At 39.4% G+C, this 26,289-nt stretch carries 38 protein-coding genes and 1 pseudogene; 4 read left to right on the plus strand and 35 right to left on the minus strand.

Annotation, left to right across the window (positions count from 1 at the left end):
- Positions 1-146 precede the first annotated feature (146 nt).
- The 29 genes from rpsK to AC59HZ_RS28850 all read right to left on the minus strand — a co-directional run bounded on the left by rpsK (position 147) and on the right by AC59HZ_RS28850 (position 15,087).
- Positions 147-536, minus strand: coding sequence for a 30S ribosomal protein S11 (rpsK, locus tag AC59HZ_RS28710; RefSeq protein ID WP_026574109.1), 390 nt, complete (start codon positions 534-536; stop codon positions 147-149).
- Positions 537-557: 21 nt separating this feature from the next.
- Positions 558-923, minus strand: a complete 366-nt coding sequence (gene rpsM, locus AC59HZ_RS28715; protein WP_133371731.1) for a 30S ribosomal protein S13 — start codon at positions 921-923, stop codon at positions 558-560.
- Between the two features lie 23 nt (positions 924-946).
- Positions 947-1,060, minus strand: a complete 114-nt coding sequence (gene rpmJ / locus AC59HZ_RS28720; protein WP_000868344.1) for a 50S ribosomal protein L36 — start codon at positions 1,058-1,060, stop codon at positions 947-949.
- Between the two features lie 37 nt (positions 1,061-1,097).
- The gene (gene infA / locus AC59HZ_RS28725; RefSeq protein WP_007085268.1) at positions 1,098-1,316 is read right to left on the minus strand and encodes a translation initiation factor IF-1; all 219 of its coding nucleotides are present in this window, start codon (positions 1,314-1,316) and stop codon (positions 1,098-1,100) included.
- Positions 1,317-1,594: 278 nt separating this feature from the next.
- Positions 1,595-2,245 carry an adenylate kinase gene (locus AC59HZ_RS28730; RefSeq protein WP_496549174.1) on the minus strand — a complete coding sequence of 217 codons (651 nt, stop codon included), beginning with the start codon at positions 2,243-2,245 and terminating at the stop codon, positions 1,595-1,597.
- 58 nt (positions 2,246-2,303) lie between these two features.
- The gene (secY, locus tag AC59HZ_RS28735; RefSeq protein WP_430067670.1) at positions 2,304-3,599 is read right to left on the minus strand and encodes a preprotein translocase subunit SecY; all 1,296 of its coding nucleotides are present in this window, start codon (positions 3,597-3,599) and stop codon (positions 2,304-2,306) included.
- Complete coding sequence (gene rplO / locus AC59HZ_RS28740) at positions 3,599-4,039, minus strand: 50S ribosomal protein L15 (RefSeq protein ID WP_496549175.1); 441 nt, start codon at positions 4,037-4,039, stop codon at positions 3,599-3,601. The genes secY and rplO overlap by 1 nt, the downstream gene beginning before the upstream one ends.
- A gap of 33 nt (positions 4,040-4,072) precedes the next feature.
- Positions 4,073-4,252 (minus strand): 50S ribosomal protein L30, encoded by a 180-nt coding sequence (rpmD, locus tag AC59HZ_RS28745; RefSeq protein WP_223595841.1) that lies wholly within the window; start codon positions 4,250-4,252, stop codon positions 4,073-4,075.
- A 13-nt stretch (positions 4,253-4,265) separates the two neighbouring features.
- Positions 4,266-4,766, minus strand: coding sequence for a 30S ribosomal protein S5 (rpsE, locus tag AC59HZ_RS28750; protein ID WP_223595843.1), 501 nt, complete (start codon positions 4,764-4,766; stop codon positions 4,266-4,268).
- Positions 4,767-4,790: 24 nt separating this feature from the next.
- Positions 4,791-5,153 (minus strand): 50S ribosomal protein L18, encoded by a 363-nt coding sequence (rplR, locus tag AC59HZ_RS28755; RefSeq protein ID WP_496549176.1) that lies wholly within the window; start codon positions 5,151-5,153, stop codon positions 4,791-4,793.
- 32 nt (positions 5,154-5,185) lie between these two features.
- Positions 5,186-5,722, minus strand: coding sequence for a 50S ribosomal protein L6 (gene rplF, locus AC59HZ_RS28760; protein ID WP_496549177.1), 537 nt, complete (start codon positions 5,720-5,722; stop codon positions 5,186-5,188).
- A 31-nt stretch (positions 5,723-5,753) separates the two neighbouring features.
- Positions 5,754-6,152 (minus strand): 30S ribosomal protein S8, encoded by a 399-nt coding sequence (gene rpsH, locus AC59HZ_RS28765; RefSeq protein WP_430067683.1) that lies wholly within the window; start codon positions 6,150-6,152, stop codon positions 5,754-5,756.
- Between the two features lie 30 nt (positions 6,153-6,182).
- A complete protein-coding gene (locus AC59HZ_RS28770) occupies positions 6,183-6,368 on the minus strand; it encodes a type Z 30S ribosomal protein S14 (RefSeq protein WP_034676107.1) in 186 nt (61 codons plus the stop codon).
- 24 nt (positions 6,369-6,392) lie between these two features.
- Positions 6,393-6,932 carry a 50S ribosomal protein L5 gene (gene rplE / locus AC59HZ_RS28775; protein ID WP_496549178.1) on the minus strand — a complete coding sequence of 180 codons (540 nt, stop codon included), beginning with the start codon at positions 6,930-6,932 and terminating at the stop codon, positions 6,393-6,395.
- A gap of 26 nt (positions 6,933-6,958) precedes the next feature.
- On the minus strand, positions 6,959-7,267 hold the full coding sequence (rplX, locus tag AC59HZ_RS28780) for a 50S ribosomal protein L24 (RefSeq protein ID WP_223595853.1): 309 nt from the start codon (positions 7,265-7,267) through the stop codon (positions 6,959-6,961).
- Between the two features lie 36 nt (positions 7,268-7,303).
- Positions 7,304-7,672 carry a 50S ribosomal protein L14 gene (gene rplN / locus AC59HZ_RS28785; RefSeq protein WP_034676100.1) on the minus strand — a complete coding sequence of 123 codons (369 nt, stop codon included), beginning with the start codon at positions 7,670-7,672 and terminating at the stop codon, positions 7,304-7,306.
- A 39-nt stretch (positions 7,673-7,711) separates the two neighbouring features.
- Complete coding sequence (rpsQ, locus tag AC59HZ_RS28790) at positions 7,712-7,975, minus strand: 30S ribosomal protein S17 (RefSeq protein ID WP_019157093.1); 264 nt, start codon at positions 7,973-7,975, stop codon at positions 7,712-7,714.
- Between the two features lie 22 nt (positions 7,976-7,997).
- Positions 7,998-8,198 (minus strand): 50S ribosomal protein L29, encoded by a 201-nt coding sequence (gene rpmC, locus AC59HZ_RS28795; RefSeq protein ID WP_007085282.1) that lies wholly within the window; start codon positions 8,196-8,198, stop codon positions 7,998-8,000.
- Positions 8,188-8,622 (minus strand): 50S ribosomal protein L16, encoded by a 435-nt coding sequence (gene rplP / locus AC59HZ_RS28800; RefSeq protein WP_496549179.1) that lies wholly within the window; start codon positions 8,620-8,622, stop codon positions 8,188-8,190. Before rplP ends, rpmC begins: the two co-directional genes overlap by 11 nt.
- A 2-nt stretch (positions 8,623-8,624) precedes the next feature.
- Positions 8,625-9,281, minus strand: coding sequence for a 30S ribosomal protein S3 (rpsC, locus tag AC59HZ_RS28805; protein ID WP_289989307.1), 657 nt, complete (start codon positions 9,279-9,281; stop codon positions 8,625-8,627).
- A gap of 3 nt (positions 9,282-9,284) precedes the next feature.
- A complete protein-coding gene (gene rplV / locus AC59HZ_RS28810) occupies positions 9,285-9,626 on the minus strand; it encodes a 50S ribosomal protein L22 (RefSeq protein ID WP_496549180.1) in 342 nt (113 codons plus the stop codon).
- A 17-nt stretch (positions 9,627-9,643) separates the two neighbouring features.
- Positions 9,644-9,922 carry a 30S ribosomal protein S19 gene (rpsS, locus tag AC59HZ_RS28815; protein WP_040203241.1) on the minus strand — a complete coding sequence of 93 codons (279 nt, stop codon included), beginning with the start codon at positions 9,920-9,922 and terminating at the stop codon, positions 9,644-9,646.
- Positions 9,923-9,982: 60 nt separating this feature from the next.
- The gene (gene rplB / locus AC59HZ_RS28820) at positions 9,983-10,813 is read right to left on the minus strand and encodes a 50S ribosomal protein L2 (protein WP_430067696.1); all 831 of its coding nucleotides are present in this window, start codon (positions 10,811-10,813) and stop codon (positions 9,983-9,985) included.
- 27 nt (positions 10,814-10,840) lie between these two features.
- Complete coding sequence (gene rplW, locus AC59HZ_RS28825) at positions 10,841-11,125, minus strand: 50S ribosomal protein L23 (RefSeq protein WP_430067699.1); 285 nt, start codon at positions 11,123-11,125, stop codon at positions 10,841-10,843.
- A complete protein-coding gene (gene rplD, locus AC59HZ_RS28830) occupies positions 11,125-11,748 on the minus strand; it encodes a 50S ribosomal protein L4 (protein WP_430067701.1) in 624 nt (207 codons plus the stop codon). The genes rplW and rplD overlap by 1 nt, the downstream gene beginning before the upstream one ends.
- Positions 11,749-11,777: 29 nt before the next feature.
- The gene (gene rplC / locus AC59HZ_RS28835) at positions 11,778-12,404 is read right to left on the minus strand and encodes a 50S ribosomal protein L3 (RefSeq protein ID WP_496549181.1); all 627 of its coding nucleotides are present in this window, start codon (positions 12,402-12,404) and stop codon (positions 11,778-11,780) included.
- Positions 12,405-12,443: 39 nt separating this feature from the next.
- On the minus strand, positions 12,444-12,752 hold the full coding sequence (rpsJ, locus tag AC59HZ_RS28840; RefSeq protein ID WP_007085291.1) for a 30S ribosomal protein S10: 309 nt from the start codon (positions 12,750-12,752) through the stop codon (positions 12,444-12,446).
- Between the two features lie 343 nt (positions 12,753-13,095).
- Positions 13,096-13,830: a YqjF family protein gene (locus AC59HZ_RS28845; RefSeq protein WP_496549182.1), complete on the minus strand. Its 735-nt coding sequence runs from the start codon at positions 13,828-13,830 to the stop codon at positions 13,096-13,098.
- A 141-nt stretch (positions 13,831-13,971) separates the two neighbouring features.
- Positions 13,972-15,087 carry a GerAB/ArcD/ProY family transporter gene (locus tag AC59HZ_RS28850; protein WP_496549183.1) on the minus strand — a complete coding sequence of 372 codons (1,116 nt, stop codon included), beginning with the start codon at positions 15,085-15,087 and terminating at the stop codon, positions 13,972-13,974.
- Positions 15,088-15,289: 202 nt separating this feature from the next.
- Between AC59HZ_RS28850 and AC59HZ_RS28855 the strand changes: the two genes are divergently transcribed.
- Entirely contained in the window at positions 15,290-16,903 is a 1,614-nt protein-coding gene (locus tag AC59HZ_RS28855; RefSeq protein WP_496549184.1) for a spore germination protein, read from the plus strand.
- 73 nt (positions 16,904-16,976) lie between these two features.
- On the opposite strand, the gene AC59HZ_RS28860 is transcribed toward AC59HZ_RS28855, so the two are convergent.
- Positions 16,977-18,107 carry a GerAB/ArcD/ProY family transporter gene (locus AC59HZ_RS28860; RefSeq protein ID WP_496549185.1) on the minus strand — a complete coding sequence of 377 codons (1,131 nt, stop codon included), beginning with the start codon at positions 18,105-18,107 and terminating at the stop codon, positions 16,977-16,979.
- Positions 18,108-18,121: 14 nt separating this feature from the next.
- Positions 18,122-18,355 (minus strand): hypothetical protein, encoded by a 234-nt coding sequence (locus AC59HZ_RS28865; protein ID WP_496549186.1) that lies wholly within the window; start codon positions 18,353-18,355, stop codon positions 18,122-18,124.
- A 218-nt stretch (positions 18,356-18,573) separates the two neighbouring features.
- Between AC59HZ_RS28865 and AC59HZ_RS28870 the strand changes: the two genes are divergently transcribed.
- The 3 genes from AC59HZ_RS28870 to AC59HZ_RS28880 all read left to right on the plus strand — a co-directional run bounded on the left by AC59HZ_RS28870 (position 18,574) and on the right by AC59HZ_RS28880 (position 22,185).
- Positions 18,574-19,776: a Ger(x)C family spore germination protein gene (locus AC59HZ_RS28870; RefSeq protein ID WP_496549187.1), complete on the plus strand. Its 1,203-nt coding sequence runs from the start codon at positions 18,574-18,576 to the stop codon at positions 19,774-19,776.
- A 63-nt stretch (positions 19,777-19,839) separates the two neighbouring features.
- A complete protein-coding gene (locus tag AC59HZ_RS28875; protein ID WP_496549188.1) occupies positions 19,840-21,042 on the plus strand; it encodes a Ger(x)C family spore germination protein in 1,203 nt (400 codons plus the stop codon).
- 51 nt (positions 21,043-21,093) lie between these two features.
- Positions 21,094-22,185: a GerAB/ArcD/ProY family transporter gene (locus tag AC59HZ_RS28880; RefSeq protein WP_496549189.1), complete on the plus strand. Its 1,092-nt coding sequence runs from the start codon at positions 21,094-21,096 to the stop codon at positions 22,183-22,185.
- 67 nt (positions 22,186-22,252) lie between these two features.
- On the opposite strand, the gene tuf is transcribed toward AC59HZ_RS28880, so the two are convergent.
- The 4 genes and pseudogenes from tuf to AC59HZ_RS28900 all read right to left on the minus strand — a co-directional run.
- Positions 22,253-23,440, minus strand: coding sequence for an elongation factor Tu (gene tuf, locus AC59HZ_RS28885; RefSeq protein ID WP_430067722.1), 1,188 nt, complete (start codon positions 23,438-23,440; stop codon positions 22,253-22,255).
- A 131-nt stretch (positions 23,441-23,571) separates the two neighbouring features.
- Positions 23,572-25,653 (minus strand): elongation factor G, encoded by a 2,082-nt coding sequence (gene fusA, locus AC59HZ_RS28890; protein ID WP_496549190.1) that lies wholly within the window; start codon positions 25,651-25,653, stop codon positions 23,572-23,574.
- 48 nt (positions 25,654-25,701) lie between these two features.
- On the minus strand, positions 25,702-26,172 hold the full coding sequence (gene rpsG / locus AC59HZ_RS28895) for a 30S ribosomal protein S7 (protein WP_289989297.1): 471 nt from the start codon (positions 26,170-26,172) through the stop codon (positions 25,702-25,704).
- Between the two features lie 41 nt (positions 26,173-26,213).
- A pseudogene (locus tag AC59HZ_RS28900) lies at positions 26,214-26,289 on the minus strand (30S ribosomal protein S12); the annotation flags it as partial.

Here is a 26,289-nt window from a genome sequence, read left to right on the forward strand (position 1 = left end):
CTCGATTAGGTAGTAAGCTAACCGAAATTCCCCCATGTTTACGTTCCCGTTTTGTGCACAACAACTGGAATAAATCTTCTGTATGTTGCCAAAATTTAATATCATATCCCATTATAGACATATGATACAAAATCTATACAGAAAAATTAAACGCGACGACGTTTTGGTGGACGGCATCCATTATGAGGAACTGGTGTAACGTCTTTAATAGCAGTTACTTCAAGACCAGCAGCTTGAAGAGCACGGATAGCAGCTTCACGGCCTGCACCAGGTCCTTTAACAGTAACTTCTAAGGTTTTCATACCATGTTCAATGGAAGTTTTAGCTGCAGTTTCAGCTGCCATTTGTGCTGCGAATGGAGTAGATTTACGAGAACCTTTAAATCCAAGCGCACCAGCACTTGACCAAGAAATTGCATTACCATGAACATCAGTGATTGTTACGATCGTGTTGTTGAAAGTTGAACGGATATGAGCAATACCTGATTCAATATTCTTTTTAACACGACGCTTACGTGTATTAGTTTTACGTGCCATTTAAATAACCTCCTTTGCCGATTACTTCTTCTTGTTCGCAACAGTCTTACGAGGACCTTTGCGTGTACGAGCGTTGTTTTTCGTATTTTGTCCACGAACCGGTAAACCACGACGATGACGTAATCCGCGGTAGCAGCCGATTTCCATTAAACGCTTAATGTTAAGAGAAATTTCACGGCGAAGATCACCTTCAACTTTTAATTTGTCGATGATGTCACGGATTTTGTTTAATTCGTCTTCTGTTAAATCACGTACACGAGTATTTTCAGAAACACCAGCATCTGCCAATACCTTTTGTGCAGTATTTTTACCAATACCATAAATGTAAGTTAAAGAGATAACTACACGCTTTTCACGTGGAATATCTACACCAGCAATACGTGCCATAATGAGCGCACCTCCTTCAATGATTAACCTTGTTTTTGTTTATGTTTAGGGTTTTCACAGATAACCATAACTTTTCCGCGTCTACGGATAACTTTGCACTTTTCGCAGATCGGTTTTACAGATGGTCTTACTTTCATTATCCTAACCTCCTTAGTAGTACGGAGTGCAAGCGAATTATTTGAAGCGGTAAGTAATTCTTCCGCGTGTCAAGTCATATGGAGAAAGCTCAACAGTAACCTTGTCTCCAGGAAGAATCCTGATGAAGTGCATGCGAATCTTACCAGAAACATGAGCTAGCACAGTATGACCATTTTCTAATTCTACCTTAAACATCGCATTTGGCAAAGTTTCAATGACTTTACCTTCAATTTCAATTACATCATCCTTGGCCATCAACTCGTCTCCCTTCTCTATTCAAAAATAGTATTCGAAAATGTAAAATCAATTTTCATATAGGTACAACATAGCAACCTTAAAATTTTAACATATTGTACAGCATCTGTCCGCAAGTAAATTCTACATTTTTAGGAATTTCTCAGTCCTCATGTAAGTCTTGCCCAACTCTCGGTCCTACATACTAAGTACAATAGAAAAGCCATTTTCTCCCACATACTTTTGTTTTCTTTTGAAGAGATGTTCGAGAGTCGCCCGTTTGGTGTTGCTAATGATCATTAACGTAAGTCCTCAAGTAATTGCTCGATGTCAGCAAAAACTATGCGGATATCCTGTTGACCATCAATCGTGCGGAGATAGCCTTTTGTTTCATAAAAAGTTAATAATGGTTCTTGCTGTTTGATATTGACGTCTAAACGGTTTTGAACTGTTTCCGCATTATCATCAGCTCTTTGATAAAGCTCGCCGCCACACTTGTCGCATTTGCCTTCGATGGCAGGAGGATTAAAAACTAGATGATAAGTAGCGCCGCAGTCTTTACAAATCCGGCGTCCAGTCAAACGCTCCATTAAAATACTCATATCAACGTTAATATTAATTACATAGTCAATTTTTTTATTTAAATCAACTAGTAAGTTTTCCAACGCTTCTGCTTGAGGTACTGTTCTAGGAAAGCCATCCAGCAAAAAGCCTTTTTGACAGTCATCTTTGCTTAATCGTTCACGAACAATGCCGATTGTTACTTCATCAGGAACAAGTTCTCCTTTGTCCATGAAGGATTTAGCTTGTAATCCTAGTTCTGTTCCTTCTTTCATCGCTGCACGGAACATATCTCCAGTTGAGATATGAGGGATGCCGTATTGCTCTACGATTCTTTCAGCCTGAGTACCCTTTCCGGCACCCGGAAGCCCCATTAATACTAAATTCACACGTGTTCCCCCCTCGTGCTATATTGGGTTTCAGGGGCCCATAGGTCCCCAAAACCTTTTACTTAATAAAACCTTTATAGTGACGTTTAACAAGTTGAGCTTCAAGTTGTTTCATCGTTTCAAGTGCGACACCGACAACGATGAGCAAGCTTGTTCCGCCAATTTGCGCTGATTGCGGCAAGTTCGCTAATTTAATAAATAAAACAGGAAGAACCGCAATAAGAGCTAAGAAGATCGCACCAACAAAAGTTAAACGATATAAGACGCGTGTTAAGTATTCTTGCGTACTCTTACCAGGACGAATTCCCGGAATATAGCCGCTTTGCTTTTGTAAGTTTTCCGCTGCTTGTTCAGGGTTAACTTGGATAAAGGCATAGAAATAAGTAAACGCGATAATTAATGCTGCATAAAGTGTCATCCCAATTGGATGAGAATAGTCAAAGACTTTTGTAATCCATAATGTGACATCATTCGTTGGAAAGAATGATGCAACTGTTCTTGGCGTTACAATGAATGAAACGGCAAAGATAACAGGGATAACTCCGGCTGCATTAACCTTTAACGGCATATGAGTGGATTGGCCACCCACCGGATTACGTCCTTCTACAACGCGTTTCGCATATTGAATTGGAATTTTACGTGTTGCCTGCTGGATGAAAATAACTCCAACAACAATGGCAATAACAGCAAGAACAATTAATGCAACTGTAACAATACGTAGGAACAAAGCTTCTCCTGCATTTTCAAACTGTTGAACATAAATTTGATTAACCGTGTTAGGAATGGCAGCAACAATACCGGCGAAGATGATGATCGAAATACCATTTCCGACACCCTTCGAGGTTATTTGCTCACCTAACCACATCAAGAATGATGTACCAGCAGTTAAAACCGTAGCAATCAATAGATAAGTTCCGATTCCAGGGTTTTCGATTAGTTGGCCACTGGCTAAGTTATTAAAGCCATATGACATACCTAATGCTTGGATAAATCCAAGCACAACAGTAAAATAGCGAGTGAATTGAGCAATCTTGCGACGCCCAGCTTCCCCTTGCTTGGACCATTCCGTAAATTTCGGAACAACATCCATCTGTAAAAGCTGAATGATAATCGAAGCAGTAATATAAGGCATGATACCCATTGCAAAGATGGAGAATTGCTTCAATGCTCCACCGCCAAAGGTATTTAAAATACCGAATACACTTAGCTTATCTTGATTAGCAAGTACTTCAGCATTTACATTCGGTACAGGAATAAATGTACCTAGTCGAAAAACGACTAACATTAAAAGGGTGAAAATAATTTTCTTTCTTATCTCACCCACGCGCATAAAATTGGAGATTGTCTGGAACATTAGATCACCTCAGTAGTTCCACCAGCAGCTTCGATAGCTTCTTTAGCAGCAGAGGAGAATTTGTGAGCTTTAACAGTCAGCTTTTTCTCTACGTTCCCTTTAGCAAGAATTTTGATTCCTGCTTTTTCGTTACTTACAACGCCTGTTTCGATAAGAAGTTCTGGAGTAACTTCTGTACCTTCTTCAAAGCGATTTAATGCATCAAGATTCACAACTGCGTATTCTTTACGGCTGATGTTAGTGAAACCGCGTTTTGGCAAACGACGGAATAAAGGTGTTTGACCACCCTCAAAACCAACACGTACACCGCCGCCAGAACGAGCGTTTTGACCTTTATGACCTTTACCTGCAGTCTTTCCTTGGCCAGAACCGATACCACGTCCTAAACGTTTACGCTCTTTACGAGAACCTTCGGCAGGTTTTAATTCATGAAGTTTCATATTGGCACCTCCTTATGAAAAGAAAACAATCGATTATTGTTCTTTAACTGTTACAAGGTGAGCAACTTTGTTAATCATACCGCGAATCGCAGCGTTATCTTGGTGCTCAACTGTTTGATTTAATTTACGTAAACCTAGCGCTGTAACTGTTGCACGTTGGTCCTCAGGGCGACCTATAACGCTCTTGTTGAGGGTAATTAAAAGTTTCGCCATTTGATTTCCCCCCTTATCCTAACAGTTCTTCTACTGATTTACCACGTAATTTTGCTACGTCTTCAGCACGTTTTAATTGTTTTAAACCATCAACTGTAGCACGTACCATGTTAATTGGAGTGTTTGTGCCTAATGATTTAGAAAGGATATCTGCAACCCCAGCTAATTCAAGAACCGCACGAACTGGACCACCAGCGATAACTCCTGTACCTTCAGAAGCAGGTTTCAGAAGAATTTCACCAGCACCAAAACGTCCAATTACTTGGTGAGGAACAGTAGTTCCAACCATTGGTACTTCCACTAAGTTTTTCTTTGCATCTTCGATAGCTTTACGAATTGCATCAGGTACCTCTTGGGCTTTACCAGTACCGAAGCCGACATGACCGTTTTTGTCTCCCACTACGACAAGTGCAGAGAAACGGAAACGACGTCCACCTTTAACAACCTTCGCAACACGGTTAACCGTAACTACGCGTTCTTCTAGTTCAAGTTTGTTTGGATCAATACGACGCATCTTTAAGTGTCCCTCCTTTGTCTATTAAAATTGTAGGCCGTTTTCACGGGCAGCATCAGCTAATGCTTGAATACGTCCATGGTATAGGTATCCTCCACGGTCAAATACAACTGCAGAGACACCTTTTTCAACCGCACGTTTAGCAACTAATTCTCCGACTTTTTGCGCAGCTTCATGGTTGCTTGTAGATTCAAGACCGAAGTCTTTTTCTATTGTAGAAGCACTTGCTAAAGTAACTCCATTCATGTCATCGATAATTTGAGCATAAATGTGTTTGTTTGAACGGAACACATTTAGACGTGGACGAGTTGAAGTTCCGCTAAGTTTCGCACGAACACGAGCATGTCTTTTCTTGCGAGTAGCGTTTTTATCAAGCTTCGTAATCATTTACGTCACTCCTTTCGTTTACCTATGCGGCATTACTTACCTGTTTTACCTTCTTTGCGACGAACAAATTCGCCTTCATAACGAATTCCTTTGCCTTTATATGGCTCTGGAGGACGAACTCCGCGAATATTGGCTGCTAATGCACCAACACGTTCTTTGTCAGTACCTTTAACAATAACTTTTGTATTAGAAGGTACTTCAATTTCAAGACCTGTTTCAGGTTCGATTTCAACTGGATGAGAGTAACCAACGTTTAATACAAGCTTAGTACCTTGCTTTTGAGCACGGTAACCAACCCCGATTAATTCTAAGCCTCTTTCAAAGCCTTTAGAAACACCTTCAACCATGTTTGCAATCACGGCACGAGTAGTACCATGTAATGCGCGAATTTCTTTTACATCAGATGGACGAGCCACTGTAACGATGTTCTCTTCAACAGTGATCGTAATCTCAGGATTAAAAGTACGAGTAAGTTCGCCTTTAGGCCCTTTTACTGTAACTGTGTTGTTATTTAAAGTAACCGTAACTCCTGCTGGAATTTCGATAGGTTTTTTTCCTACGCGAGACATTTAGTGCACCTCCATTCATTCAAAAACTCGATTACCAAACGTATGCTAAAACTTCTCCACCGATTTGTTTTGCACGAGCTTCTTTATCTGTAATAACACCTTGTGATGTAGATACTAGTGCGATACCAAGACCATTAAGAACACGTGGCACCTCATTAGATTTTGCATAAACACGAAGACCAGGCTTGCTTATGCGCTTAAGACCAGTAATAACACGCTCATTATTTGTACCGTACTTTAAGAAGATACGGATGATACCTTGTTTGTTGTCGTCGATAAACTCAACGTCACGTACGAAACCTTCACGCTTTAAAATTTCAGCGATTTCTTTTTTCATATTAGAAGCAGGCACTTCTAACTTTTCGTGACGTACCATGTTCGCATTACGAATGCGAGTAAGCAAATCTGCAATTGGATCTGTCATGACCATTATTTTTACCTCCTTCCACAACTCTGGGTTTTACCAGCTAGCTTTTTTAACACCAGGAATTTGTCCTTTGTATGCTAATTCACGGAAACAAATACGGCAAAGCTTAAATTTACGGTATACAGAGTGCGGACGGCCGCAACGTTCGCAGCGAGTGTACTCTTGTACAGCATATTTAGGCGTGCGTTTTTGTTTCGCAATCATTGACTTTTTAGCCACGTTTTCGCCTCCCTTATTTAGCGATTACTTTTGGAATGGCATTCCAAATTGAGTTAAAAGTTCACGAGATTCTTCATCAGTGTTAGCAGTCGTTACGATAACGATATCCATACCACGAACTTTGCTTACTTTATCGTAATCAATTTCAGGGAAGATTAATTGTTCTTTAACACCCAATGTATAGTTACCGCGACCATCGAAAGATTTCTTAGAAACACCACGGAAGTCACGTACACGAGGTAAAGAAACAGAAACTAATTTATCCATGAATTCATACATGCGCTCACCACGAAGAGTAACCTTTGCACCGATTGGCATACCTTCACGAAGACGGAAGCCAGCGATAGATTTTTTCGCACGAGTGATAAGTGGCTTTTGACCAGTGATCGTTGCTAATTCTTCAACAGCGTTATCAAGAGCTTTTGCGTTTGCAACTGCATCACCAACACCCATGTTTACAACGATCTTTTCAATCTTAGGAACTTGCATAACTGAATTATAGTTAAACTTGCTCATTAGAGCAGGAGTAATTTCTTTAACAAACTTTTCTTTTAGGCGGTTCATGTGTGTACCTCCCTTCTTAATTTAAACTATTTATCTAATACTTCACCGGATTTTGCTACGCGTACTTTTTTGCCATCAACCGTTTTGTAACCTACACGAGTTGGGTTACCTGATTTAGGATCGATAGGCATAACGTTTGATACATGAATTGGAGCCTCAAAGCTGATAATTCCGCCTTGTGGATTCACTTGAGAAGGCTTTGAGTGCTTTTTCACGATGTTTACGCCTTCTACTAGAACACGGCTGTCTTTAGGATACGCAGCTAGGATTACACCTGTTTTGCCTTTATCCTTGCCAGAAATAACTCTGACTTTATCACCTTTTTTTACATGCATCTTATCGCACCTCCTTAAAGGCAATTGATTTTAAAATTATAATACTTCTGGAGCAAGAGAAACGATTTTCATAAAGTTGTTATCGCGAAGTTCGCGGGCAACTGGTCCGAAGATACGTGTTCCACGTGGGCTCTTATCATCTTTAATGATTACACATGCGTTTTCATCGAAACGAATGTAAGAACCATCAGGACGGCGAGCGCCACTCTTTGTACGAACGATAACAGCCTTAACAACGTCACCTTTTTTAACAACGCCACCAGGTGTTGCTTGTTTTACTGTACAAACGATCACATCACCAATACCTGCAGTTTTACGACCAGAGCCACCAAGAACTTTAATCGTAAGCACTTCACGAGCACCAGAGTTGTCAGCAACTTTTAAACGTGATTCTTGTTGAATCATGTGTGTAACCTCCCTTCGGATTGAAGCTTATCCGAACAATTAAATAATAACGGCTTTTTCTACAACTTCGACTAAACGGAAGCGTTTAGTAGCTGAAAGTGGGCGAGTTTCCATAATGCGAACAACATCACCGATTTTTGCCTGGTTTTGCTCATCATGAGCTTTATACTTTTTAGAGTACTTAACGCGTTTACCGTATAAAGGATGCTTTTTGTAAGTTTCAACAAGAACTGTAACAGTTTTGTCCATCTTGTCAGAAACAACGCGTCCTGTGTAAACTTTGCGTTGGTTACGTTCACTCATTTCGTGAACCTCCTCTCAATGATTACTTGTTTACGCTGATTTCTCTTTCACGAACAACAGTTTTCATACGAGCAATCGCTTTGCGTACTTCACGAATGCGAGCAGTGTTTTCTAGTTGTCCTGTCGCCAATTGAAAGCGTAGGTTGAAAAGCTCTTCTTTAAGAGATTTTACTTTTTGTTCAATTTCAGCAGTGGTAAGGTCACGAAGTTCATTAGCTTTCACTTGATTCACCACCAATTTCTTCTCGTTTTACAAACTTACATTTAACTGGAAGCTTGTGCATTGCAAGACGAAGTGCTTCACGTGCGATTTCTTCAGAAACACCCGCAATTTCGAACATGATTTTTCCAGGCTTTACAACAGCTACCCATCCTTCAGGAGAACCTTTACCGGAACCCATCCGCACTTCTAGAGGCTTTGCAGTGTAAGGCTTATGTGGGAAGATTTTAATCCAAACTTTACCGCCACGTTTCATGTAACGTGTCATAGCAATACGGGCAGCTTCGATTTGACGGTTTGTGATCCATGAAGCTTCTGTAGCTTGTAGACCGAATTCACCGAAAGTTACTTCAGTGCCGCCTTTTGCGTTACCACGCATATTACCACGGTGTTGACGGCGATATTTTACGCGTTTTGGCAATAACATGATTATTTGCCTCCTTCCGCATTTTTCTTCTTAGTAGGAAGGACTTCTCCCTTATAGATCCATACTTTTACGCCTAGCTTACCGTAAGTAGTATCTGCTTCAGCAGTAGCATAGTCGATATCAGCGCGAAGTGTATGAAGTGGAACAGTTCCTTCGCTGTAATGTTCAGAACGAGCGATATCAGCGCCACCAAGACGACCAGATACCATTGTTTTAATACCTTTCGCACCAGCGCGCATTGCACGTTGAATAACTTGCTTTTGTGCACGACGGAAAGATACACGATTTTCTAATTGACGAGCAATATTTTCAGCAACTAATTTCGCATCCAGATCAGCTCTCTTGATTTCAAGGATATTGATGTGAACACGTTTGCCAGTAAGTTGATTTAATGCTTTACGAAGTGCTTCAACTTCAGTACCGCCTTTACCGATAACCATACCAGGCTTAGCTGTATGAACTGTTACGTTAACACGGTTAGCAGCACGTTCGATTTCTACTTTAGAAACAGAAGCATCTTTTAAACGCTTCGTGATATACTCACGAACTTTAAGGTCTTCGTGTAAAAGATCAGCGAAGTCTTTACCTGCGTACCACTTAGATTCCCAATCACGGATGATTCCGATACGCAAACCGACTGGATTTACTTTTTGACCCACAGCTTATCCCTCCTTCTTTTCTGTTAAAACGATTGTAATATTGCTTGTGCGTTTGTTAATTTGGCTTGCACGGCCCATTGCGCGAGGACGGAAACGTTTTAATGTTGGTCCTTCGTCAACAAATGCTTGCGCAACAACTAGATTGTTTACGTCCATTTCATAGTTGTGCTCAGCGTTTGCCATAGCAGATTTTAAAACTTTTTCAACGATTGGAGAAGCAGCCTTAGGAGTGAGATTTAAAATCGCCACAGCTTCACCAACTTGCTTTCCTCGGATTAAATCAACGACTAACCGTGCTTTACGAGGAGCAATACGAACTGTTCTTGCAACAGCTTTAGCTTGCATTTGGATGCCCTCCTCTCTTAACGTCTTGTTTTCTTGTCATCATTGCCATGCCCTTTGTAAGCACGTGTTGGAGCGAATTCTCCAAGCTTGTGACCTACCATGTCTTCAGTAACATATACAGGAACATGTTTGCGACCATCATAAACTGCGATTGTGTGGCCGATAAATTGTGGGAAGATCGTAGAACGGCGAGACCAAGTCTTAACAACTTGTTTGCTCTCAGTTTCATTTAACTTTTCGACCTTAACCATTAAATGATCATCAACGAATGGTCCTTTTTTTAAGCTGCGACCCATGAAGGTACCTCCCTTCGTGACTGTTCTACGGTTCTATCTTTGAACCGTAGTAGAGACACGTTATTTTTTGCGACGACGTACGATAAATTTATCTGATTTGTTTTTCTTCTTACGAGTTTTGTATCCAAGAGTTGGTTTACCCCATGGAGTCATTGGTGACTTACGTCCGATAGGTGAACGTCCTTCACCACCACCGTGTGGGTGATCGTTAGGGTTCATTACAGATCCACGTACTGTTGGGCGCTTGCCTAACCAGCGAGAACGACCTGCTTTACCAATCTTAATAAGTTCGTGTTGTTCGTTACCTACTTGGCCGATTGATGCACGGCACTCAGCAAGAATCATACGAACTTCACCAGAAGTTAAACGTACTAGAACATACTTGCCTTCTTTACCAAGTACTTGTGCGCTAGTTCCAGCAGAACGAACTAATTGTCCGCCTTTACCAGGCTTTAATTCAATGTTGTGTACAACTGTACCAACAGGGATGTTAGCTAGTGGAAGAGCGTTACCCACTTTAATATCAGCCTCTGGGCCAGACATTACTTCCATGCCAACTTGAAGGTTTTTAGGAGCTAAGATATAACGCTTTTCTCCATCAACATAATTGATTAATGCTATATTTGCAGAACGGTTTGGATCATACTCGATTGTGGCAACGCGTCCTGGAATGCCATCTTTGTTACGTTTAAAGTCGATTAAACGATATTGACGCTTATGGCCGCCACCTTGATGACGAACAGTTAACTTACCTTGGTTATTACGGCCGCCTTTTCTCGTTAATGGAGCTAATAGAGATTTTTCTGGAGTGCTAGTTGTGATTTCAGCGAAATCAGAGCTAGTCATTCCGCGACGACCATTGGAGGTAGGTTTGTACTTTTTAATCGCCATTTTATTCCCTCCTCTTCTTGTTAGATTTTAGCTTTCAAAGAATTCGATTTCTTTGCTGTCAGCTGTTAATTTTACAATTGCTTTACGACGCTTGTTTGTGTAACCGCCGAATTTACCCATACGCTTGAATTTACCTTTATAGTTCATGATGTTAACTTTCTCAACATCAACGCCAAAGATTTCTACAATAGCATCTTTAACTTGTGTTTTGTTAGCTCTCACATCAACTTCGAACGTATATTTCTTTTCAGCCATTAGGTCAGTAGAACGCTCAGTGATAACGGGGCGCTTAATGATATCGCGTGCATCCATTATGCAAGCACCTCCTCTACTTTTTCAACCGCTGCTTTAGTCATGATTAATTGATCATGGTTTACAACATCTAATACGTTGATTCCATCAGCTGTTACTACTGTTACACCAGGAATGTTGCGAGCAGAAAGCGCTACATTTTCATCTAGGTTAGCTGTAACAATAAGTGCTTTTTTCTCAACAGAAAGACCGTTTAAAACAGCTTTGAAATCTTTTGTTTTTGGAGCTTCGAATGCTAGGCTTTCTAATACTAAGATATTTTCTTCTAATACTTTAGAAGATAATGCAGATTTGATCGCTAAGCGACGAACCTTCTTAGGTAATTTATAGCTGTAGCTGCGTGGTGTTGGACCAAATACAGTACCACCTCCGCGCCATTGTGGAGAACGGATTGACCCTTGACGAGCACGGCCAGTTCCTTTTTGGCGCCATGGCTTGCGGCCACCGCCTGCAACTTCAGAACGAATTTTAGTTTTATGAGTTCCTTGACGCAATGAAGCGCGTTGCATAACAATCGCTTCGAATAATACGTGCTGGTTAGGCTCAATACCAAAAACTGATTCATTAAGCTCGATATCACCAACTTGTGATCCGTTTTGGTTTAATAATGCTACTTTTGGCATTCCTTTGTTCCTCCTTTCTTATAAAGTGACTATGCTTTTACCGCACCTTTAATTTTTAATAATGCTTTTCTAGCTCCCGGAACATTACCTTTGATCAATAATAGGTTGCGCTCAACGTCAACTTTAACGATTTCAAGGTTTTGTACAGTAACTTGTTCTCCGCCCATGCGTCCAGGTAATAATTTACCTTTGAATACACGGTTTGGAGCAACAGGTCCCATTGAACCAGGGCGACGGTGGTAACGTGAACCGTGAGCCATTGGGCCGCGTGATTGTCCGTGGCGCTTGATTGAGCCTTGGAATCCTTTACCCTTTGAGATTCCTGTTACATCTACAATATCGCCTGCAGCGAAAATATCAACTTTGACTTCTTGACCAACTTCAAGTGCTGCTAAGTCGTCTCCGCGGAATTCGCGAACGAAGCGCTTAGGAGCAGTATTTGCTTTCGCAACATGGCCTTTTTCTGGTTTGTTAGCTAACTTCTCACGCTTGTCTTCAAAACCAACTTGAACTGCAGTATATCCGTCAGTTTCAACTGATTTCTTTTGAAGAACTACGTTAGCAGCTGCCTCAACTACAGTTACAGGGATTAAGTTGCCGTTACTAGCGAATACTTGAGTCATACCAATCTTTCTTCCTAAGATTCCTTTGGTCATTTAAGTCACACCTCCTGTAAATTTGTTCATTTATTTTGATTAAAGTTTGATTTCGATATCTACACCAGATGGTAAATCTAAACGCATTAACGCATCAACTGTTTGTGGAGTTGGGTTAACGATGTCGATTAGACGCTTATGTGTCCGCATTTCGAACTGCTCACGAGAATCTTTGTACTTATGAACCGCACGTAGAATTGTGTAAACAGACTTTTCAGTCGGAAGCGGAATCGGACCTGAAACTGCCGCACCTGAACGTTTTGCTGTTTCAACGATTTTTTCTGCAGATTGATCAAGGATTCTGTGATCATATGCTTTTAAGCGGATACGAATTTTTTGTTTTGCCATTATTTTCCCTCCTTTATTCGCCTATTTTCGAAATAGACAGTTCTCAGTGAAAATTTCCCACACACTCGCCATGGCAAAGCGGCCGGGTGTGTCAGCAACCTTCCACCTCATCGCAGTCAAAGACCAACATTGTCTATTATACATAAAACATAAAGCAAACGCAACACTTTTTACGATTTTTTTTATGCTTTCTGTGCTGAACACTTTTTTAATTATAGCGGCTGTCATTTTCAATTTCAATCCCTAAATCAAATCTCCAATATTCTCCTAATTTATAACTCCAAATATTTAATCAATTCATTTCGTATTTATATAATAGAAGAAACTGATTTCAACATAAAACTCAATCCCTTACTCTCCTTATGTTTGAGATAAAAGCATCAACTCCATGTGAATAATGAAGAAGCGGCATCATTGTTGGCAGATTTATCTTAAATGGATTAACCAGGGTGTTTTTATAGATATCTGCTTCAGCACGTTGTAAGGGCCATGGGTAATGGTCAATCTCCCCGATATATATCTCTCCCTTTGGATCAACACTATAAAGGCAATATCTTTCTGTTAACCAGTGATCAATTTCTCCTTTATTCGGATAATAAACCTCTGAAGAACCACTATAGATTCCATCAAATTTGGCTGGAAAAGAGCTTTTTCTATCCATTCTTAAACTATTGTAATAAAATCCATATTGATCTTCCCGCGTATTAAATTGTGAATAAAAGTACGGCAGGCGATACCACTTTCTTGCAATTGTATAGGTTACCCAATGCGGTGCATCCAGCGATAAAAAAAAGACTCCAGGTTTTCCTTGATAATGGACATAAGTCCGAACATTAATTTCTGGGAATTTCGCAAATAAAGGACTACGGGGTAATCCCCGGAGAAATATACCATCCATAACAAAAACCACGATACCAATCCAGGCATATCGGTCAAATGTATCTAGCTGTAACGGTTTTGGAATATATGGTCGCACGGCATCCACAGGAATAGGCCAATGAGCAAATAATAAATTTCTCCAGGACTGCTTCATGATCCAATTTTTTGATAGATTTTGAGAAGAATGAAGAATATCCATGAAATCTCACCCTACTTTTAAAGTATTTTTGTTACATCACTCGTTACTTGATCTAGTGTAATTAGATCGTTTTGGTTCACCCGGTAAACGTCGATCTTCCCTAAAGCAATCATTATCTATCCTTTTTATCTAACTTTTGTGCTACTTTGGTATATTTGCTCGTGATTTACCAAAATAGGTTCGAACCAAAATCATTATTAGAACAATGAACGGTATTCCCACTAATAACGGGAACCCGACCAAATAAGGCATTTTATAATAAAAAAACTCTTGATAGGCAATCTTATTTTTCGACCCAATCAATGAGTAAATAAAAATGAGAGTAATTACGGGGATAATCAAAGGCTGATACCTTTTAAATTTGAAAATGTCCGTTAACCCAATCAATACTGCATAGACATAGAGAATTATTTTTATAAAAAATCCTACCGCAAATGTCCCAACAACAATGGAGTCCATCCTTTGAATAATATGGCCAACGTTGATCTTTTCAACTGTTAGAAGCAATGGGATTTCAACAGCCTGGGCGCCAATACCAATTACACTAATAATCAATAAAAAGGTCCATGAAAGTCCTAACCCACTTAACAAAATGGACAGTATGCCTGTTCTTTTAACCAATTCGGACTTATTTAAGTAAGGGAAAAACATGAGAAAAAGAAAAATTTCCCCAAAAGGGAAAAACAGCGTTAGAGGTACAGCCTGTTTTAAAACCGGCAGCCAGCCAAATTCTAAAACAGGCTGTACGTTTTTAATTTTGATAATTCCGGAAGCAACAACTGTTAAATTACCAATTATCCCAAAAACGACCATTGCGTCAACTAGGATCTCCGCCGTCCTCCCCACCACTTCAATCCCTAAATAACAAGCATAAGAAACCAATAACAGGCCGATAAAAATAATAACGGGGACTGGCGTTTCCGGTAAAATATAGGTTCCCATTGTATCCCCTAAATGCCGCGCATTGACTGCGGCAACAAAGGAAAAATAGCAAATATATACTATGCTTAATGGAAGTCCGATATATTTGCTAAATACTTTAATTAATATTCCGGTAAAAGGAAGGGTTGGATACCGCTTGAATATTTGGACGTAGACAAAGAAAAAAAGAATGAGTGCGCCAAGCATGCCAAGCGTGATTGATATCCAAGCATCTTGTTTCGCCTGCATCCCCATTCTTGTCACAATTCCGGTTCCTAATTGAAAAAGAAACATAAGAGAAAACAATTGCTTTGAATCAATTTTCGCATTTTCCATTTATTTAAATTCCTTCCCGTTAAAACGAAAATTTTCATTTAATATTTTTAGCTTTTTAATGGTAAATTAAACCTCCACTTTATTTCATCAATATAAACATAAATTTAAAGTCCACGTATTTATAGAATACGCCTGTTTTAAGTGGAAATAATAACCTTAAAAATAGCAGGAATACGAGGGAAAAACTTTGAATTTTTTCAAAATGAAAAATAAAAAATCAATTAAATTCAAGTGGGAAGAATTACAAAAAAGAGCTGGTGAACAAACGATTCAAACCAGTCAAACCAAACAACCCGAAGAAAAAAGGGAACCTTTAGAATCGAGTTTAACTGATAACCTCAAAAAAATTAAAGAGTTGTTCGGAAACAGCGACGACATTATTATGAGGGAAATCAGAATAGGTAAGGAAGGCAGGATTAGAGCTTGTATCATTTTTACCGACGGTTTGATAGATAGTCAATCCACCCAAAACTTCATCATGGAATCGTTAATGATTGATTGGCGAACAACCGATCTAGAATCAGAATCTGTCACTGGATTAAACCTTTTACACTATTTAAAAGAAATGGTTTTAACGGTCGGAGACATTCAGGATATAAATGATTTTACGAATCTGCTCGATTCTCTTCTAAATGGGAAAGTAATTCTTTTGTTTGAAGGATATTGCCAAGGTTTCGCAGTTGAGATGAAAGGCGGAAAAGAGCGGTCAGTTGAGGAGCCTACAACAGAAACGACTATCAGGGGGCCCCGGGAGGGATTTACAGAAAATATACGAGTCAACACTTCTTTACTAAGAAGAAAAATTAGAGACCATAACCTATGGATCGAGTCCAGAAAAATTGGAAAAGTATCTAAAACAAACGTCTCGATTATGTATATTAAGGGTATTGCAAATGATAAGATTGTAGAAGAAGTACGAACAAGACTCGATCGAATAAAGATTGACAGTATTTTAGAAAGCGGTTATATCGAAGAATTAATTCAGGATGCAAAATGGTCCCCTTTTCCCACCATGTATCATTCAGAACGGCCTGATGCCATTGCTGCCGATTTATTAGAGGGCCGCATTGCGATCCTAGTTGATGGTACACCCTTTGTCATTACAGTTCCTGTTATATTCGCACAATTTTTACAGTCACCAGAGGATTATTATAACCGGGCAGATATTACAACGCTTCTTCGTTTTCTGCGATATATCGGTTTTTTAATTGCATTGTTAGCACCCTCGTTTTATATTGCGATTACAACCTTCCATCAAGAAATGCTGCCCACGCAATTACTTATTACTCTTGCTGCCCAGCGGGAAGGTGTTCCTTTTCCAGCATTTATTGAAGCCCTTGCGATGGAAGTCAGCTTTGAAATATTACGTGAAGCAGGGCTAAGAATGCCAAAAGCGATTAGCCAGGCGGTATCCATCGTTGGGACACTGGTCATTGGTTCAGCAGCTGTCGAAGCCGGATTTGTGTCAGCAGCAATGGTAATCGTAGTCGCCATTACCGCCATCTCAAGCTTTATTGTTAGTAATTATGAATTAGCAATTTCAATCAGGATGTTACGCTTTCCTTTCATGGGGATAGCGGCATCATTTGGTTTATTCGGCATCATTGTAGGATTGATTGCGTTAATTCTTCATATGTGCAGTTTACGTTCATTTGGTATACCTTATATGGCTCCATTCGGCCCTTTTATTAAAGATGATCAAAAGGATGCCGTTTTCCGTTTACCAAGGTGGGCCTTGTTTTCACGACCTCGTTTAATTAGTCAGACGAATATAACACGTGAAGACACCCCTGCCCCAAAACCGGATCCAAAATAAGTTCCCAAAACGAATTAGATTAATGATAATAAAATGAGTAGAAGCTGCCTTTACCCATAAAGGCAGCTTCTACTCATTTTTTTACAAACAGTTTTTTATCAAGATTAAATATTTTTCTGATGGCATAGACAACTAATAGGAGTAAAGGAAGAACAAGCCCATATGTTAAAGAGTAAACTGGCCAAATATCATAGTCAAATTTAGCAGAATGGATAACATTAGGATGTGAAACCAAAGAAAGGGTAACCATAATCATCCCTAAAGGTATTACAAGAGGCCGATAATCTTTTATGTTCAAGGTATGTACAATGCCTGTTATGGAGGCGTAAAAATAAATCGTCATCTTAAAAAAGATCGTTATTTCCCACATGATGGCTAATATAGCTTCGATTCGCTGCAAAAAATCCCCTACTTTTAACCTCCTGGCTAAAGTATAGCTGGGATACAACTGTCTGGAACTAGTTTCTGGACCTATAACTAAAATAGTTAATGTGATTAGGATGAATAAACATACACCGCCTATAACGATGGCACTAAAAAATTTTTTCTCTGCTTCCTTAGGCTGAGCCACTGAGATAGGAAAAATCATTAAAAAAACAATCAATGGCAAGGCGAAAACACTGGAAAAAAGAAAAACAGCCCGTATCATCGGTTTTATTCCTGTTTTCAATATAGGCTGCAGGTTATCAATCTTCCATAATTCAGGAGTTACTAATACAGAGACCATTATTAATATAAAGAAAAAAATAAATAAAGGAAATAACAATTCTGCTGAACGAGCTACTGTTTCCAGACCAAGACGAATTCCCATCACTAAGATACCCGCGAATATAATATGGATTGCAGCAGGAGGTGTTTCCTTGATAAGCTGAGTGGTCAAGAATGACCCAACATAATACAATAACTCTGTTGCACCAATAAATGAATAGAAAACAAAGGTTAGAGAAACGGCCTTCCCTATCCATTTGCCTAGAAGTATTTCAATGATTTCAACTAGATTCATCGTCGGGAACTTTCTCCCTATTGCGATGTGTAAAGCCACCATCAATAAACCAATGACTGTACCGATTAATGCGGCCATCCACGCATCTTGCTTTACCTCATGGGCAAGAATTCCAGGAATCACTAATATCGTAGTACCTACAGAAAATAGAATGACTAATATTGCGAATTGCCGTGCACTAATTTTAACCGTTTTGACCATAATCTTCACCATACCTATTTCAGCAATCCGTATATAAAATCACTAAATGGCTGCAAAACTGTCCTTATTCCATCAAGCGGATTCGGAATATACCAATTTAAACTTTTGGCAATGCCTAATCCTACAGCAATCAGCATTAAGAAAGAAAATACCCATAATTCTTTCGTCAACTTCTTTTTCCTCAAGTAAGGAATTTCAAAAGCAATCATTATTATTGCTGCCACAATTGTTCCTGCAACACCTAGCATCTACAAATGCTCCCTCTATTCAAATTTCATCACAAAATTTCCTATTCTCTTCTCATAATTACTAGATAAAATATCCAATTCTCTACAGTCCCATTCTTACCTTCTGCGGATTTTTGTCAAACCTTCACGAATTTCAACTTTAATTGCTGCTTTTCATTGCTTAAAAAGCCATATTTTGGGGAGTATATAACTAGTTTTAATTCTAAAAGGAGAATGGCATGAACCGAAAATTCCTTTTAATCATCATTTCAATATGCTCTCTTTCCCTTCTGACTTCATGTTGGAACCGAAAAGAATTAAACGAATTGGCCATTGTAGTTGGAATGGGGATTGATATTCAGGACGGAAAATTTATTGTGACTGTACAAGTCGTAAATCCTGCAGAAATAGCCGAATCAGGAGGCGGGGGTGGAAAATCACCCGTGGTGGTTTATCAAGAAAAAGGAAACACCTTGTTTGAGGCAATCAGAAGAATCACCACGGTCTCACCACGAAAATTATATTTTTCCCATCTGCGACTTCTCGTTATTGGAGAGGAATTTGCCAAGAAAGGAATTGCAAAAACGTTGGATTTTTTATCAAGAGATCCAGAAATGCGAGCAGACTTTTATATTGTAGTAGCTAAAAATAAAAAAGCAGGCGATATCTTAAAAATTGTAACTACAATGGAAAGAATACCCGTTCAACAAGTATTTGAATCACTTCTTTCTTCGGAGAAAGTATGGGCAACAACCATGCAAATTACGATGGACCAATTGATTTACGATATTATTAGTGAGGGCATTAGTGCCAAATTAACTGGAATTAAGTTAATTGGAAGAGTTGAAAATGGGGAAAAGTTGGAAAACACACAGCAAACTAAGCCTAATGCATACCTGAAATTTGATTCAATTGGAGTATTTAGAAAGGATAAATTTATTGGCTGGCTATCAGAAGAAGAAAGCAAAGGTCTCAACTATGCTTTAGGGAATGTTACAAATACAGTTGTAACCATACCATGCCCCCAAAAAGGTAAAACCGCCATTGAAACGCTTCATACCAAATCAGAATTAAAAACAGTGATATCAGGTCATATGCCAAAAGGAATCATAAGAATTACCACAGAAGGTAATGTTGCAAATGTCCAGTGTAAGACACTCGATTTAACCAAACTAGAAACCATAAGTTATTTAGAGACAAAAACAAAGAAAAATATTGAACATAGCATTTACAAGTCTATAAATGCAGCACAAAGGAAATATAAAATAGACCCATTTGGTTTTGGTGAAGCCGCGCATCGTTCCAACCCTGATTATTGGCATTTGATTAAGAAAGATTGGATGCAAATCTTTGAAAAAATGCCGGTAGAAATAGAAGTAAAGGTAAAAATACATAACATAGGAAAAATTAAAAACTCCCCTCTCAATAAAATTAAGGACTAACCAACTTTACTATTTCAAATATCAATGGGCTTGTGAATAAAGGCATCGGATTGGAGGCTTGAAATGAAACGAAAAATCCTAATGATCATATTTTTCAGCTCTTTTATCCTCCTTACTGGCTGCTGGAACAAAAGAGAATTAAATGAGCTTTCCATTTTATTAGGACTGGGGATTGATAAAGAAAAAGAGCAATATATTATTACGGCCCAAGTGGTAAATCCAAGTGAAATTGCCTCTAAGAAAGGAGGCAGTGGAAAAGCACCTGTAATTGTTTATCAAAGTAAGGGAGAAACATTATTTGAAGCAGTTAGAAAAATAACCACTGTTGCTCCAAGAAAGCTTTATTTCGCCCATTTACGAATTCTGGTCTTCGGTGAAGATTTAGCAAAAGAAGGTATTGGCGAAATGATTGACGCACTAATTAGGAATTCAGAGGTACGGGATGATTTTTATATAACAGTATCCAAGAATTCAAAGGCAGCTGATGTTTTAAAAGTATTAACCCCCTTAGAAAAAATACCAGCTAATAGTTTATTTGCTTCGCTCGAGGTATCAGCGAAAGCATGGTCCCCTACCGAAGGTGTAACATTAGATAAACTTGTTTCTAACATGGTGAGTGAAGGAAATAATCCTATTTTAACTGGTATAGAACTTAAGGGACCTGTACAAGCAGGAGAAAGTAATAAGAATGTAGAACGGACAAGTCCGAAAACCTCACTGCAATATAAAGGGCTGGCAGTCTTTAAACATGATAAACTGATAGGCTGGATGAATGAACAAGAAAGTAAAGCCGTTCATTATGCCTTGGGCAAGGTGAAAAGCAGTGTAGGCTTTGTAAAATGTCCGGTAGGCGGAAAAGTGGTCCTTGAGGTGGCCAAAACAAAATCAAAATTAAATGCCGCAATTATTAAGGGACGTCCGCACGGTTCTATTAACATTAAAATACAAGGAAATGTCGCCGAAGTTGATTGTCAAAGCTTGGATTTAACAGATCCAAAATCGATTCCTTATTTAGAAAAGGAATCAGAAAAGGCACTTACAAAAATTATTAAATCGACGATACAGCATACTCAAAAAGACTTTCGAACTGATATTTTCGGTTTCGGTGAAGCACTTTATCGCTCTGAACCTGATTATTGGAAAAAACATAAAAAGGAATGGGAGCAATTGTATTCAGAGATGCCGGTTTCCGTTAAAGTGGAAATGAATATTCGTCAAACGGGTACAATCAATAATTCTCCACTTCATGAAATGAAAAATAAATAGATCTTCCCATTCATATAAAATATGGTTTTCTGGAAAAAGTGAGGAACAAGCATGCTTGAGAATGGTAAAATTTCACCCCATCAATTTACAATAATGATTGCATGTTTTATTGTCGGCGGAAGTGTTCTGTATGTCCCCTCAGCTCTTGTACATAGTGCGAAACAGGATGCTTGGCTTGCTAATATTATTGCCGTCGGGCTTGAGCTATTACTGGTGTCGCTGTTCAATTTACTTGGAAGTAGATTTCCGACGATGAACCTAGCTGAATATAGCGAAAAAATATTAGGAAAATGGCTTGGAAAATTCGTATCCCTGTTGTATTTCATTTATTTTTTTCTTAGCCTTGCTGTATTCATAAGACAAATCGGTGACTTTGTAATCATTCAAATTCTCCCGGATACGCCAATTTTACCACTTCATATTCTTTTTATCGTCATAATAATTATGGGCGTCCGATACGGACTAGAAACCTTTTCTCGAGCGATAGAAATTTTCTTTCCTTTTATTTTTTTACTTTTTCTTATCTTTATTATATCGGTTTCCCCTATGATTCAATTTCAGCAGCTTCAGCCCCTATTAGATAATGGGATGAAACCCATTATTAGTGCTGCTGTGAAATCCCTTGGGACTCCTTATTTGCAATTAGTGCTGTTCTTAATGGTCTTCCCCGCAGTAAACCAATCGATAAAAGCGAAAAAATCCTTTTTGCTTGGAACAATATTTGGTGGAAGTGTTTTAACAATCGTTACTTTGCTTAGTATTTTGTGCGTCGGTACTTATTTTTCTGAGAATATGCAATTCGTAACCTATGCTCTGGCACTAAAAATCAATATTGGCGGCTTTTGGCAACGCATAGAGGCCGTCATGGCCTTCATTTGGTTCATTACCATATATATTAAAATCACACTTTATTTTTATGCCTCCCTTATATGTATGGGTCAAATTCTAGATCTAAAGGAATATAAATATTTAACGTTTCCATTAGGATTAATTACGCTTGTTCTCTCTCTCATTATAAATAAGAATATAGTTGAATCTAATAAAGAAGCTGAATGGTGGACCTCTTTTTCTCTCCCTTTTGGACTATTTATCCCATTATTATTATTAATAGTGAGTAAGACAAGAAAAAAGGGCAGCTATTGACGTTCTTGTTTATAGACAAATAAAAAAAGCAGATGGATCGTCATCCATCTGCTTTGACATATATTGATTACTCAGTGATTTCAGTGATTGAACCTGAACCTACTGTACGGCCACCTTCACGAATAGAGAACTTAGTTCCTTCTTCGATCGCAACTGGAGCGATTAGCTCAACAGTCATTTCGATGTGGTCGCCAGGCATAACCATTTCAGTACCTTCTGGAAGGTTACAAATACCAGTAATATCAGAAGTACGGAAATAGAATTGTGGACGGTAGTTTGTGAAGAATGGAGTATGACGTCCACCTTCTTCTTTTGTTAAAACGTAAACTTGTGCTTTGAACTTTGTGTGTGGAGTGATTGATTTTGGCTTAGCCAAAACTTGTCCACGCTCGATTTCTTCACGAGCAACACCACGAAGAAGGGCACCAATGTTGTCACCAGCTTCAGCAAAGTCAAGAAGCTTACGGAACATTTCTACACCTGTTACAGTAGTAGATTTTGGCTCTTCAGTGAAACCTACGATTTCAACTACGTCACCAACTTTAACTACACCACGCTCAACACGTCCTGTAGCAACTGTTCCACGACCAGTGATTGAGAAAACATCCTCAACTGGCATCATGAAAGGCTTGTCAGTGTCACGAGCTGGAGTTGGGATGAACTCGTCAACAGCAGTCATAAGTTCAAAGATTTTTTCTTCCCAAGCAGCGTCGCCTTCTAGTGCTTTTAGTGCAGAACCTTTGATAACTGGAGTGTCATCGCCAGGGAAATCGTATTCAGAAAGAAGGTCACGAATTTCCATTTCTACTAATTCAAGAAGTTCTTCGTCGTCAACCATATCACACTTGTTCATGAATACAACAAGGTAAGGTACGCCTACCTGACGAGAAAGAAGGATGTGCTCACGAGTTTGTGGCATTGGGCCGTCAGTTGCAGAAACAACTAGGATACCGCCGTCCATTTGTGCAGCACCAGTGATCATGTTTTTAACATAGTCAGCGTGTCCTGGGCAGTCTACGTGTGCATAGTGACGAAGATCTGTTTCATACTCAACGTGAGCAGTAGAGATTGTGATACCACGTTCTCTTTCTTCAGGAGCACCGTCGATTTGATCGTATGCGCGAGCTTCTGCTTTACCAGACTTAGCAAGAACAGAAGTGATAGCAGCAGTTAAAGTAGTTTTACCGTGGTCAACGTGACCAATTGTTCCAATATTTACGTGTGGCTTTGAACGGTCGAATTTAGCTTTACCCATTAGGAAATCCTCCTTTAATTTAAAAGAAATAGTTAAGTATATATATGGGTTTATGAAGATAGAACGAATCTATCTTCATAGAAACCATAGCTTACAATAGTATTTATACTTGAGATAAAGGTAGAAATCAATTATTCACCTTTATTTTTTTTGATGATTTCTTCAGAAACTGACTTTGGTACTTCTTCGTAGTGATCGAAGTGCATAGAGAATACGCCACGACCTTGTGTACTTGAACGAAGAGCTGTTGCATAACCAAACATTTCTGAAAGTGGAACCATTGAACGAACAACTTGTGCATTACCACGAGCTTCCATACCTTCTACACGTCCACGACGAGCAGTGATTTGACCCATGATATCACCAAGGTATTCTTCAGGGATAACAACTTCAACTCTCATCATAGGCTCAAGGATTACAGGCTGACACTTAGAAGCAGCATTTTTAAGAGCCATTGAAGCGGCAATCTTAAACGCCATTTCAGAGGAGTCAACATCATGGTAAGATCCGTCGAATAGTCTTGCTTTAATATCAACTAATGGATATCCAGCAAGAACACCACGATTTAATGCATCTTCAAGTCCTGCTTGAACTGGAGCGATGTATTCACGAGGAACAACACCACCGACAATACCGTTTTCAAATTCGAATCCTTTTCCTTCTTCATTAGGTGAGAATTCGATCCAAACGTGACCGTATTGTCCACGACCACCAGATTGACGAGCGAATTTACCTTCAACTTGTGCAGAAGCACGGAAAGTTTCGCGGTATGCAACCTGAGGCGCACCTACGTTAGCTTCGACCTTAAATTCACGGCGCATACGGTCAACGAGGATATCTAGGTGAAGCTCACCCATACCAGCGATGATAACCTGTCCAGTTTCCTGGTCAGTATGTGCACGGAAAGTCGGATCTTCTTCTTGTAGCTTCTGTAGTGCAGTTGTCATCTTATCTTGGTCACCTTTTGACTTTGGCTCAACAGAAAGTTGAATAACTGGTTCAGGGAATTGCATAGACTCTAGGATAACAGGGTTTTTGTCGTCACAAAGAGTATCACCAGTTGTTGTATCTTTCAAACCTACTGCAGCTGCAATGTCACCGGCATAAACCTTAGAGATTTCTTGACGGCTGTTTGCGTGCATTTGCAGGATACGTCCAATACGCTCACGCTTGCCTTTAGTTGAGTTCTGAACATATGATCCAGATTCTAAAGTACCAGAGTATACGCGGAAGAACGTTAATTTACCAACATAAGGGTCAGTCATAACTTTAAATGCAAGAGCAGAGAATGGCTCTTCATCGCTTGAATGACGCTCAAGGACTTCTTCTTCATCATCCACAGCATGACCTTTGATTGCAGGTACATCAAGTGGAGATGGAAGATAGTCGATAACCGCATCCAACATTAGCTGAACACCTTTGTTTTTGAATGCAGAACCACAGATTACTGGGTAGAATTCAACGTTAACTGTACCTTTACGAATCCCTGCTTTAAGTTCTTCTTTAGTGATTTCTTCACCACCAAGGTACTTTTCCATTAACTCTTCATCTAGTTCAGCAACTGCTTCTACTAGCTTCTCACGGTATTCTTCAGCTTGAGCAAGGTATTCTTCAGGAATCTCACGTACTTGAATGTCAGTACCTAAGTCGTTTCCGTAGAATACAGCGTTCATTTCCACTAGGTCAATGATTGCTTCAAACTGATCTTCAGCACCGATTGGTAACTGAATCGCATGTGCATTCGCTTGAAGACGATCATGAATTGTTCCTACAGAATATAGGAAATCAGCTCCGATTTTGTCCATCTTGTTTACGAATACAACACGTGGTACACCGTAAGTTGTTGCTTGGCGCCAAACTGTTTCAGTTTGCGGCTCAACGCCTGATTGTGCATCTAGGACAGCTACCGCACCATCAAGTACACGTAGGGAACGTTCAACTTCAACTGTGAAGTCTACGTGTCCTGGGGTGTCGATGATGTTAACACGGTGGCCTTTCCATTGTGCAGTTGTTGCAGCGGAAGTGATTGTGATTCCGCGTTCTTGTTCTTGCTCCATCCAGTCCATCTGAGATGCACCTTCATGTGTTTCACCGATTTTATGAATCTTACCAGTGTAATAAAGGACACGCTCAGTGGTCGTCGTTTTACCAGCATCAATGTGTGCCATGATACCGATATTACGAGTGTTGTTCAAGGAGAACTCTCTTGCCATTGGGTCTTTCTCCTTCCTAGTATGAAAGTTTTTATATTGAAGGTTAAATTACCAACGATAGTGAGCAAACGCTTTGTTTGCTTCTGCCATTTTGTGTGTATCTTCACGCTTCTTAACTGATGCACCAGAGTTGTTAGCTGCATCCATGATTTCGTTAGCTAAACGCTCTTCCATCGTTTTTTCACCGCGAAGTCGTGAATAGTTAACTAACCAGCGAAGACCAAGAGTTGTACGGCGGTCAGGACGCACCTCAACTGGAACTTGGTAGTTAGCACCACCAACACGGCGTGCTCTTACTTCTAGAACTGGCATGATGTTTTTCATTGCTGCTTCGAATACTTCCATTGGCTCTTTGCCAGAACGTTCACGAATAGTATTGAATGCAGAGTAAAGAATTTCTTGAGATTTACCTCTTTTACCGTCGATCATCATTTTGTTGATTAGACGAGTAACTAATTTTGAATTGTAAAGCGGATCTGGTAACACGTCTCTCTTTGCTACAGGACCTTTACGTGGCATTGTTTTTCCTCCTTTCAAAGAAGCTTCTATTTAGTGTCAAATTATTTTTTTGCTGCTTTTGGTCTCTTAGTACCATATTTAGAACGACCTTGCATACGGTTGTTTACACCAGCTGTA

It is taken from the genome of Neobacillus sp. DZ-9 (assembly GCF_059587065.1).

Bases quoted from the DNA above. Each gene is read 5' to 3' on its own strand.
- rpsK (WP_026574109.1), bottom strand. From the start codon at position 536: ATGGCACGTAAAACTAATACACGTAAGCGTCGTGTTAAAAAGAATATT.
- rpsM (WP_133371731.1), bottom strand. From the start codon at position 923: ATGGCACGTATTGCTGGTGTAGATATTCCACGTGAAAAGCGTGTAGTT.
- rpmJ (WP_000868344.1), bottom strand. From the start codon at position 1,060: ATGAAAGTAAGACCATCTGTAAAACCGATCTGCGAAAAGTGCAAAGTT.
- infA (WP_007085268.1), bottom strand. From the start codon at position 1,316: ATGGCCAAGGATGATGTAATTGAAATTGAAGGTAAAGTCATTGAAACT.
- secY (WP_430067670.1), bottom strand. From the start codon at position 3,599: ATGTTCCAGACAATCTCCAATTTTATGCGCGTGGGTGAGATAAGAAAG.
- rplO (WP_496549175.1), bottom strand. From the start codon at position 4,039: ATGAAACTTCATGAATTAAAACCTGCCGAAGGTTCTCGTAAAGAGCGT.
- rpmD (WP_223595841.1), bottom strand. From the start codon at position 4,252: ATGGCGAAACTTTTAATTACCCTCAACAAGAGCGTTATAGGTCGCCCT.
- rpsE (WP_223595843.1), bottom strand. From the start codon at position 4,766: ATGCGTCGTATTGATCCAAACAAACTTGAACTAGAAGAACGCGTAGTT.
- rplR (WP_496549176.1), bottom strand. From the start codon at position 5,153: ATGATTACGAAGCTTGATAAAAACGCTACTCGCAAGAAAAGACATGCT.
- rplF (WP_496549177.1), bottom strand. From the start codon at position 5,722: ATGTCTCGCGTAGGAAAAAAACCTATCGAAATTCCAGCAGGAGTTACG.
- rpsH (WP_430067683.1), bottom strand. From the start codon at position 6,152: ATGGTCATGACAGATCCAATTGCAGATTTGCTTACTCGCATTCGTAAT.
- rplE (WP_496549178.1), bottom strand. From the start codon at position 6,932: ATGAACCGCCTAAAAGAAAAGTTTGTTAAAGAAATTACTCCTGCTCTA.
- rplX (WP_223595853.1), bottom strand. From the start codon at position 7,267: ATGCATGTAAAAAAAGGTGATAAAGTCAGAGTTATTTCTGGCAAGGAT.
- rplN (WP_034676100.1), bottom strand. From the start codon at position 7,672: ATGATTCAACAAGAATCACGTTTAAAAGTTGCTGACAACTCTGGTGCT.
- rpsQ (WP_019157093.1), bottom strand. From the start codon at position 7,975: ATGAGTGAACGTAACCAACGCAAAGTTTACACAGGACGCGTTGTTTCT.
- rplP (WP_496549179.1), bottom strand. From the start codon at position 8,622: ATGTTATTGCCAAAACGCGTAAAATATCGCCGTCAACACCGTGGTAAT.
- rplV (WP_496549180.1), bottom strand. From the start codon at position 9,626: ATGCAAGCTAAAGCTGTTGCAAGAACAGTTCGTATTGCTCCTCGTAAA.
- rpsS (WP_040203241.1), bottom strand. From the start codon at position 9,922: ATGGGTCGCAGCTTAAAAAAAGGACCATTCGTTGATGATCATTTAATG.
- rplB (WP_430067696.1), bottom strand. From the start codon at position 10,813: ATGGCGATTAAAAAGTACAAACCTACCTCCAATGGTCGTCGCGGAATG.
- rplW (WP_430067699.1), bottom strand. From the start codon at position 11,125: ATGGATGCACGCGATATCATTAAGCGCCCCGTTATCACTGAGCGTTCT.
- rplD (WP_430067701.1), bottom strand. From the start codon at position 11,748: ATGCCAAAAGTAGCATTATTAAACCAAAACGGATCACAAGTTGGTGAT.
- rplC (WP_496549181.1), bottom strand. From the start codon at position 12,404: ATGACCAAAGGAATCTTAGGAAGAAAGATTGGTATGACTCAAGTATTC.
- rpsJ (WP_007085291.1), bottom strand. From the start codon at position 12,752: ATGGCAAAACAAAAAATTCGTATCCGCTTAAAAGCATATGATCACAGA.
- AC59HZ_RS28845 (WP_496549182.1), bottom strand. From the start codon at position 13,830: ATGGATATTCTTCATTCTTCTCAAAATCTATCAAAAAATTGGATCATG.
- AC59HZ_RS28850 (WP_496549183.1), bottom strand. From the start codon at position 15,087: ATGGAAAATGCGAAAATTGATTCAAAGCAATTGTTTTCTCTTATGTTT.
- AC59HZ_RS28855 (WP_496549184.1), top strand. From the start codon at position 15,290: ATGAAAAATAAAAAATCAATTAAATTCAAGTGGGAAGAATTACAAAAA.
- AC59HZ_RS28860 (WP_496549185.1), bottom strand. From the start codon at position 18,107: ATGGTCAAAACGGTTAAAATTAGTGCACGGCAATTCGCAATATTAGTC.
- AC59HZ_RS28865 (WP_496549186.1), bottom strand. From the start codon at position 18,355: ATGCTAGGTGTTGCAGGAACAATTGTGGCAGCAATAATAATGATTGCT.
- AC59HZ_RS28870 (WP_496549187.1), top strand. From the start codon at position 18,574: ATGAACCGAAAATTCCTTTTAATCATCATTTCAATATGCTCTCTTTCC.
- AC59HZ_RS28875 (WP_496549188.1), top strand. From the start codon at position 19,840: ATGAAACGAAAAATCCTAATGATCATATTTTTCAGCTCTTTTATCCTC.
- AC59HZ_RS28880 (WP_496549189.1), top strand. From the start codon at position 21,094: ATGCTTGAGAATGGTAAAATTTCACCCCATCAATTTACAATAATGATT.
- tuf (WP_430067722.1), bottom strand. From the start codon at position 23,440: ATGGGTAAAGCTAAATTCGACCGTTCAAAGCCACACGTAAATATTGGA.
- fusA (WP_496549190.1), bottom strand. From the start codon at position 25,653: ATGGCAAGAGAGTTCTCCTTGAACAACACTCGTAATATCGGTATCATG.
- rpsG (WP_289989297.1), bottom strand. From the start codon at position 26,172: ATGCCACGTAAAGGTCCTGTAGCAAAGAGAGACGTGTTACCAGATCCG.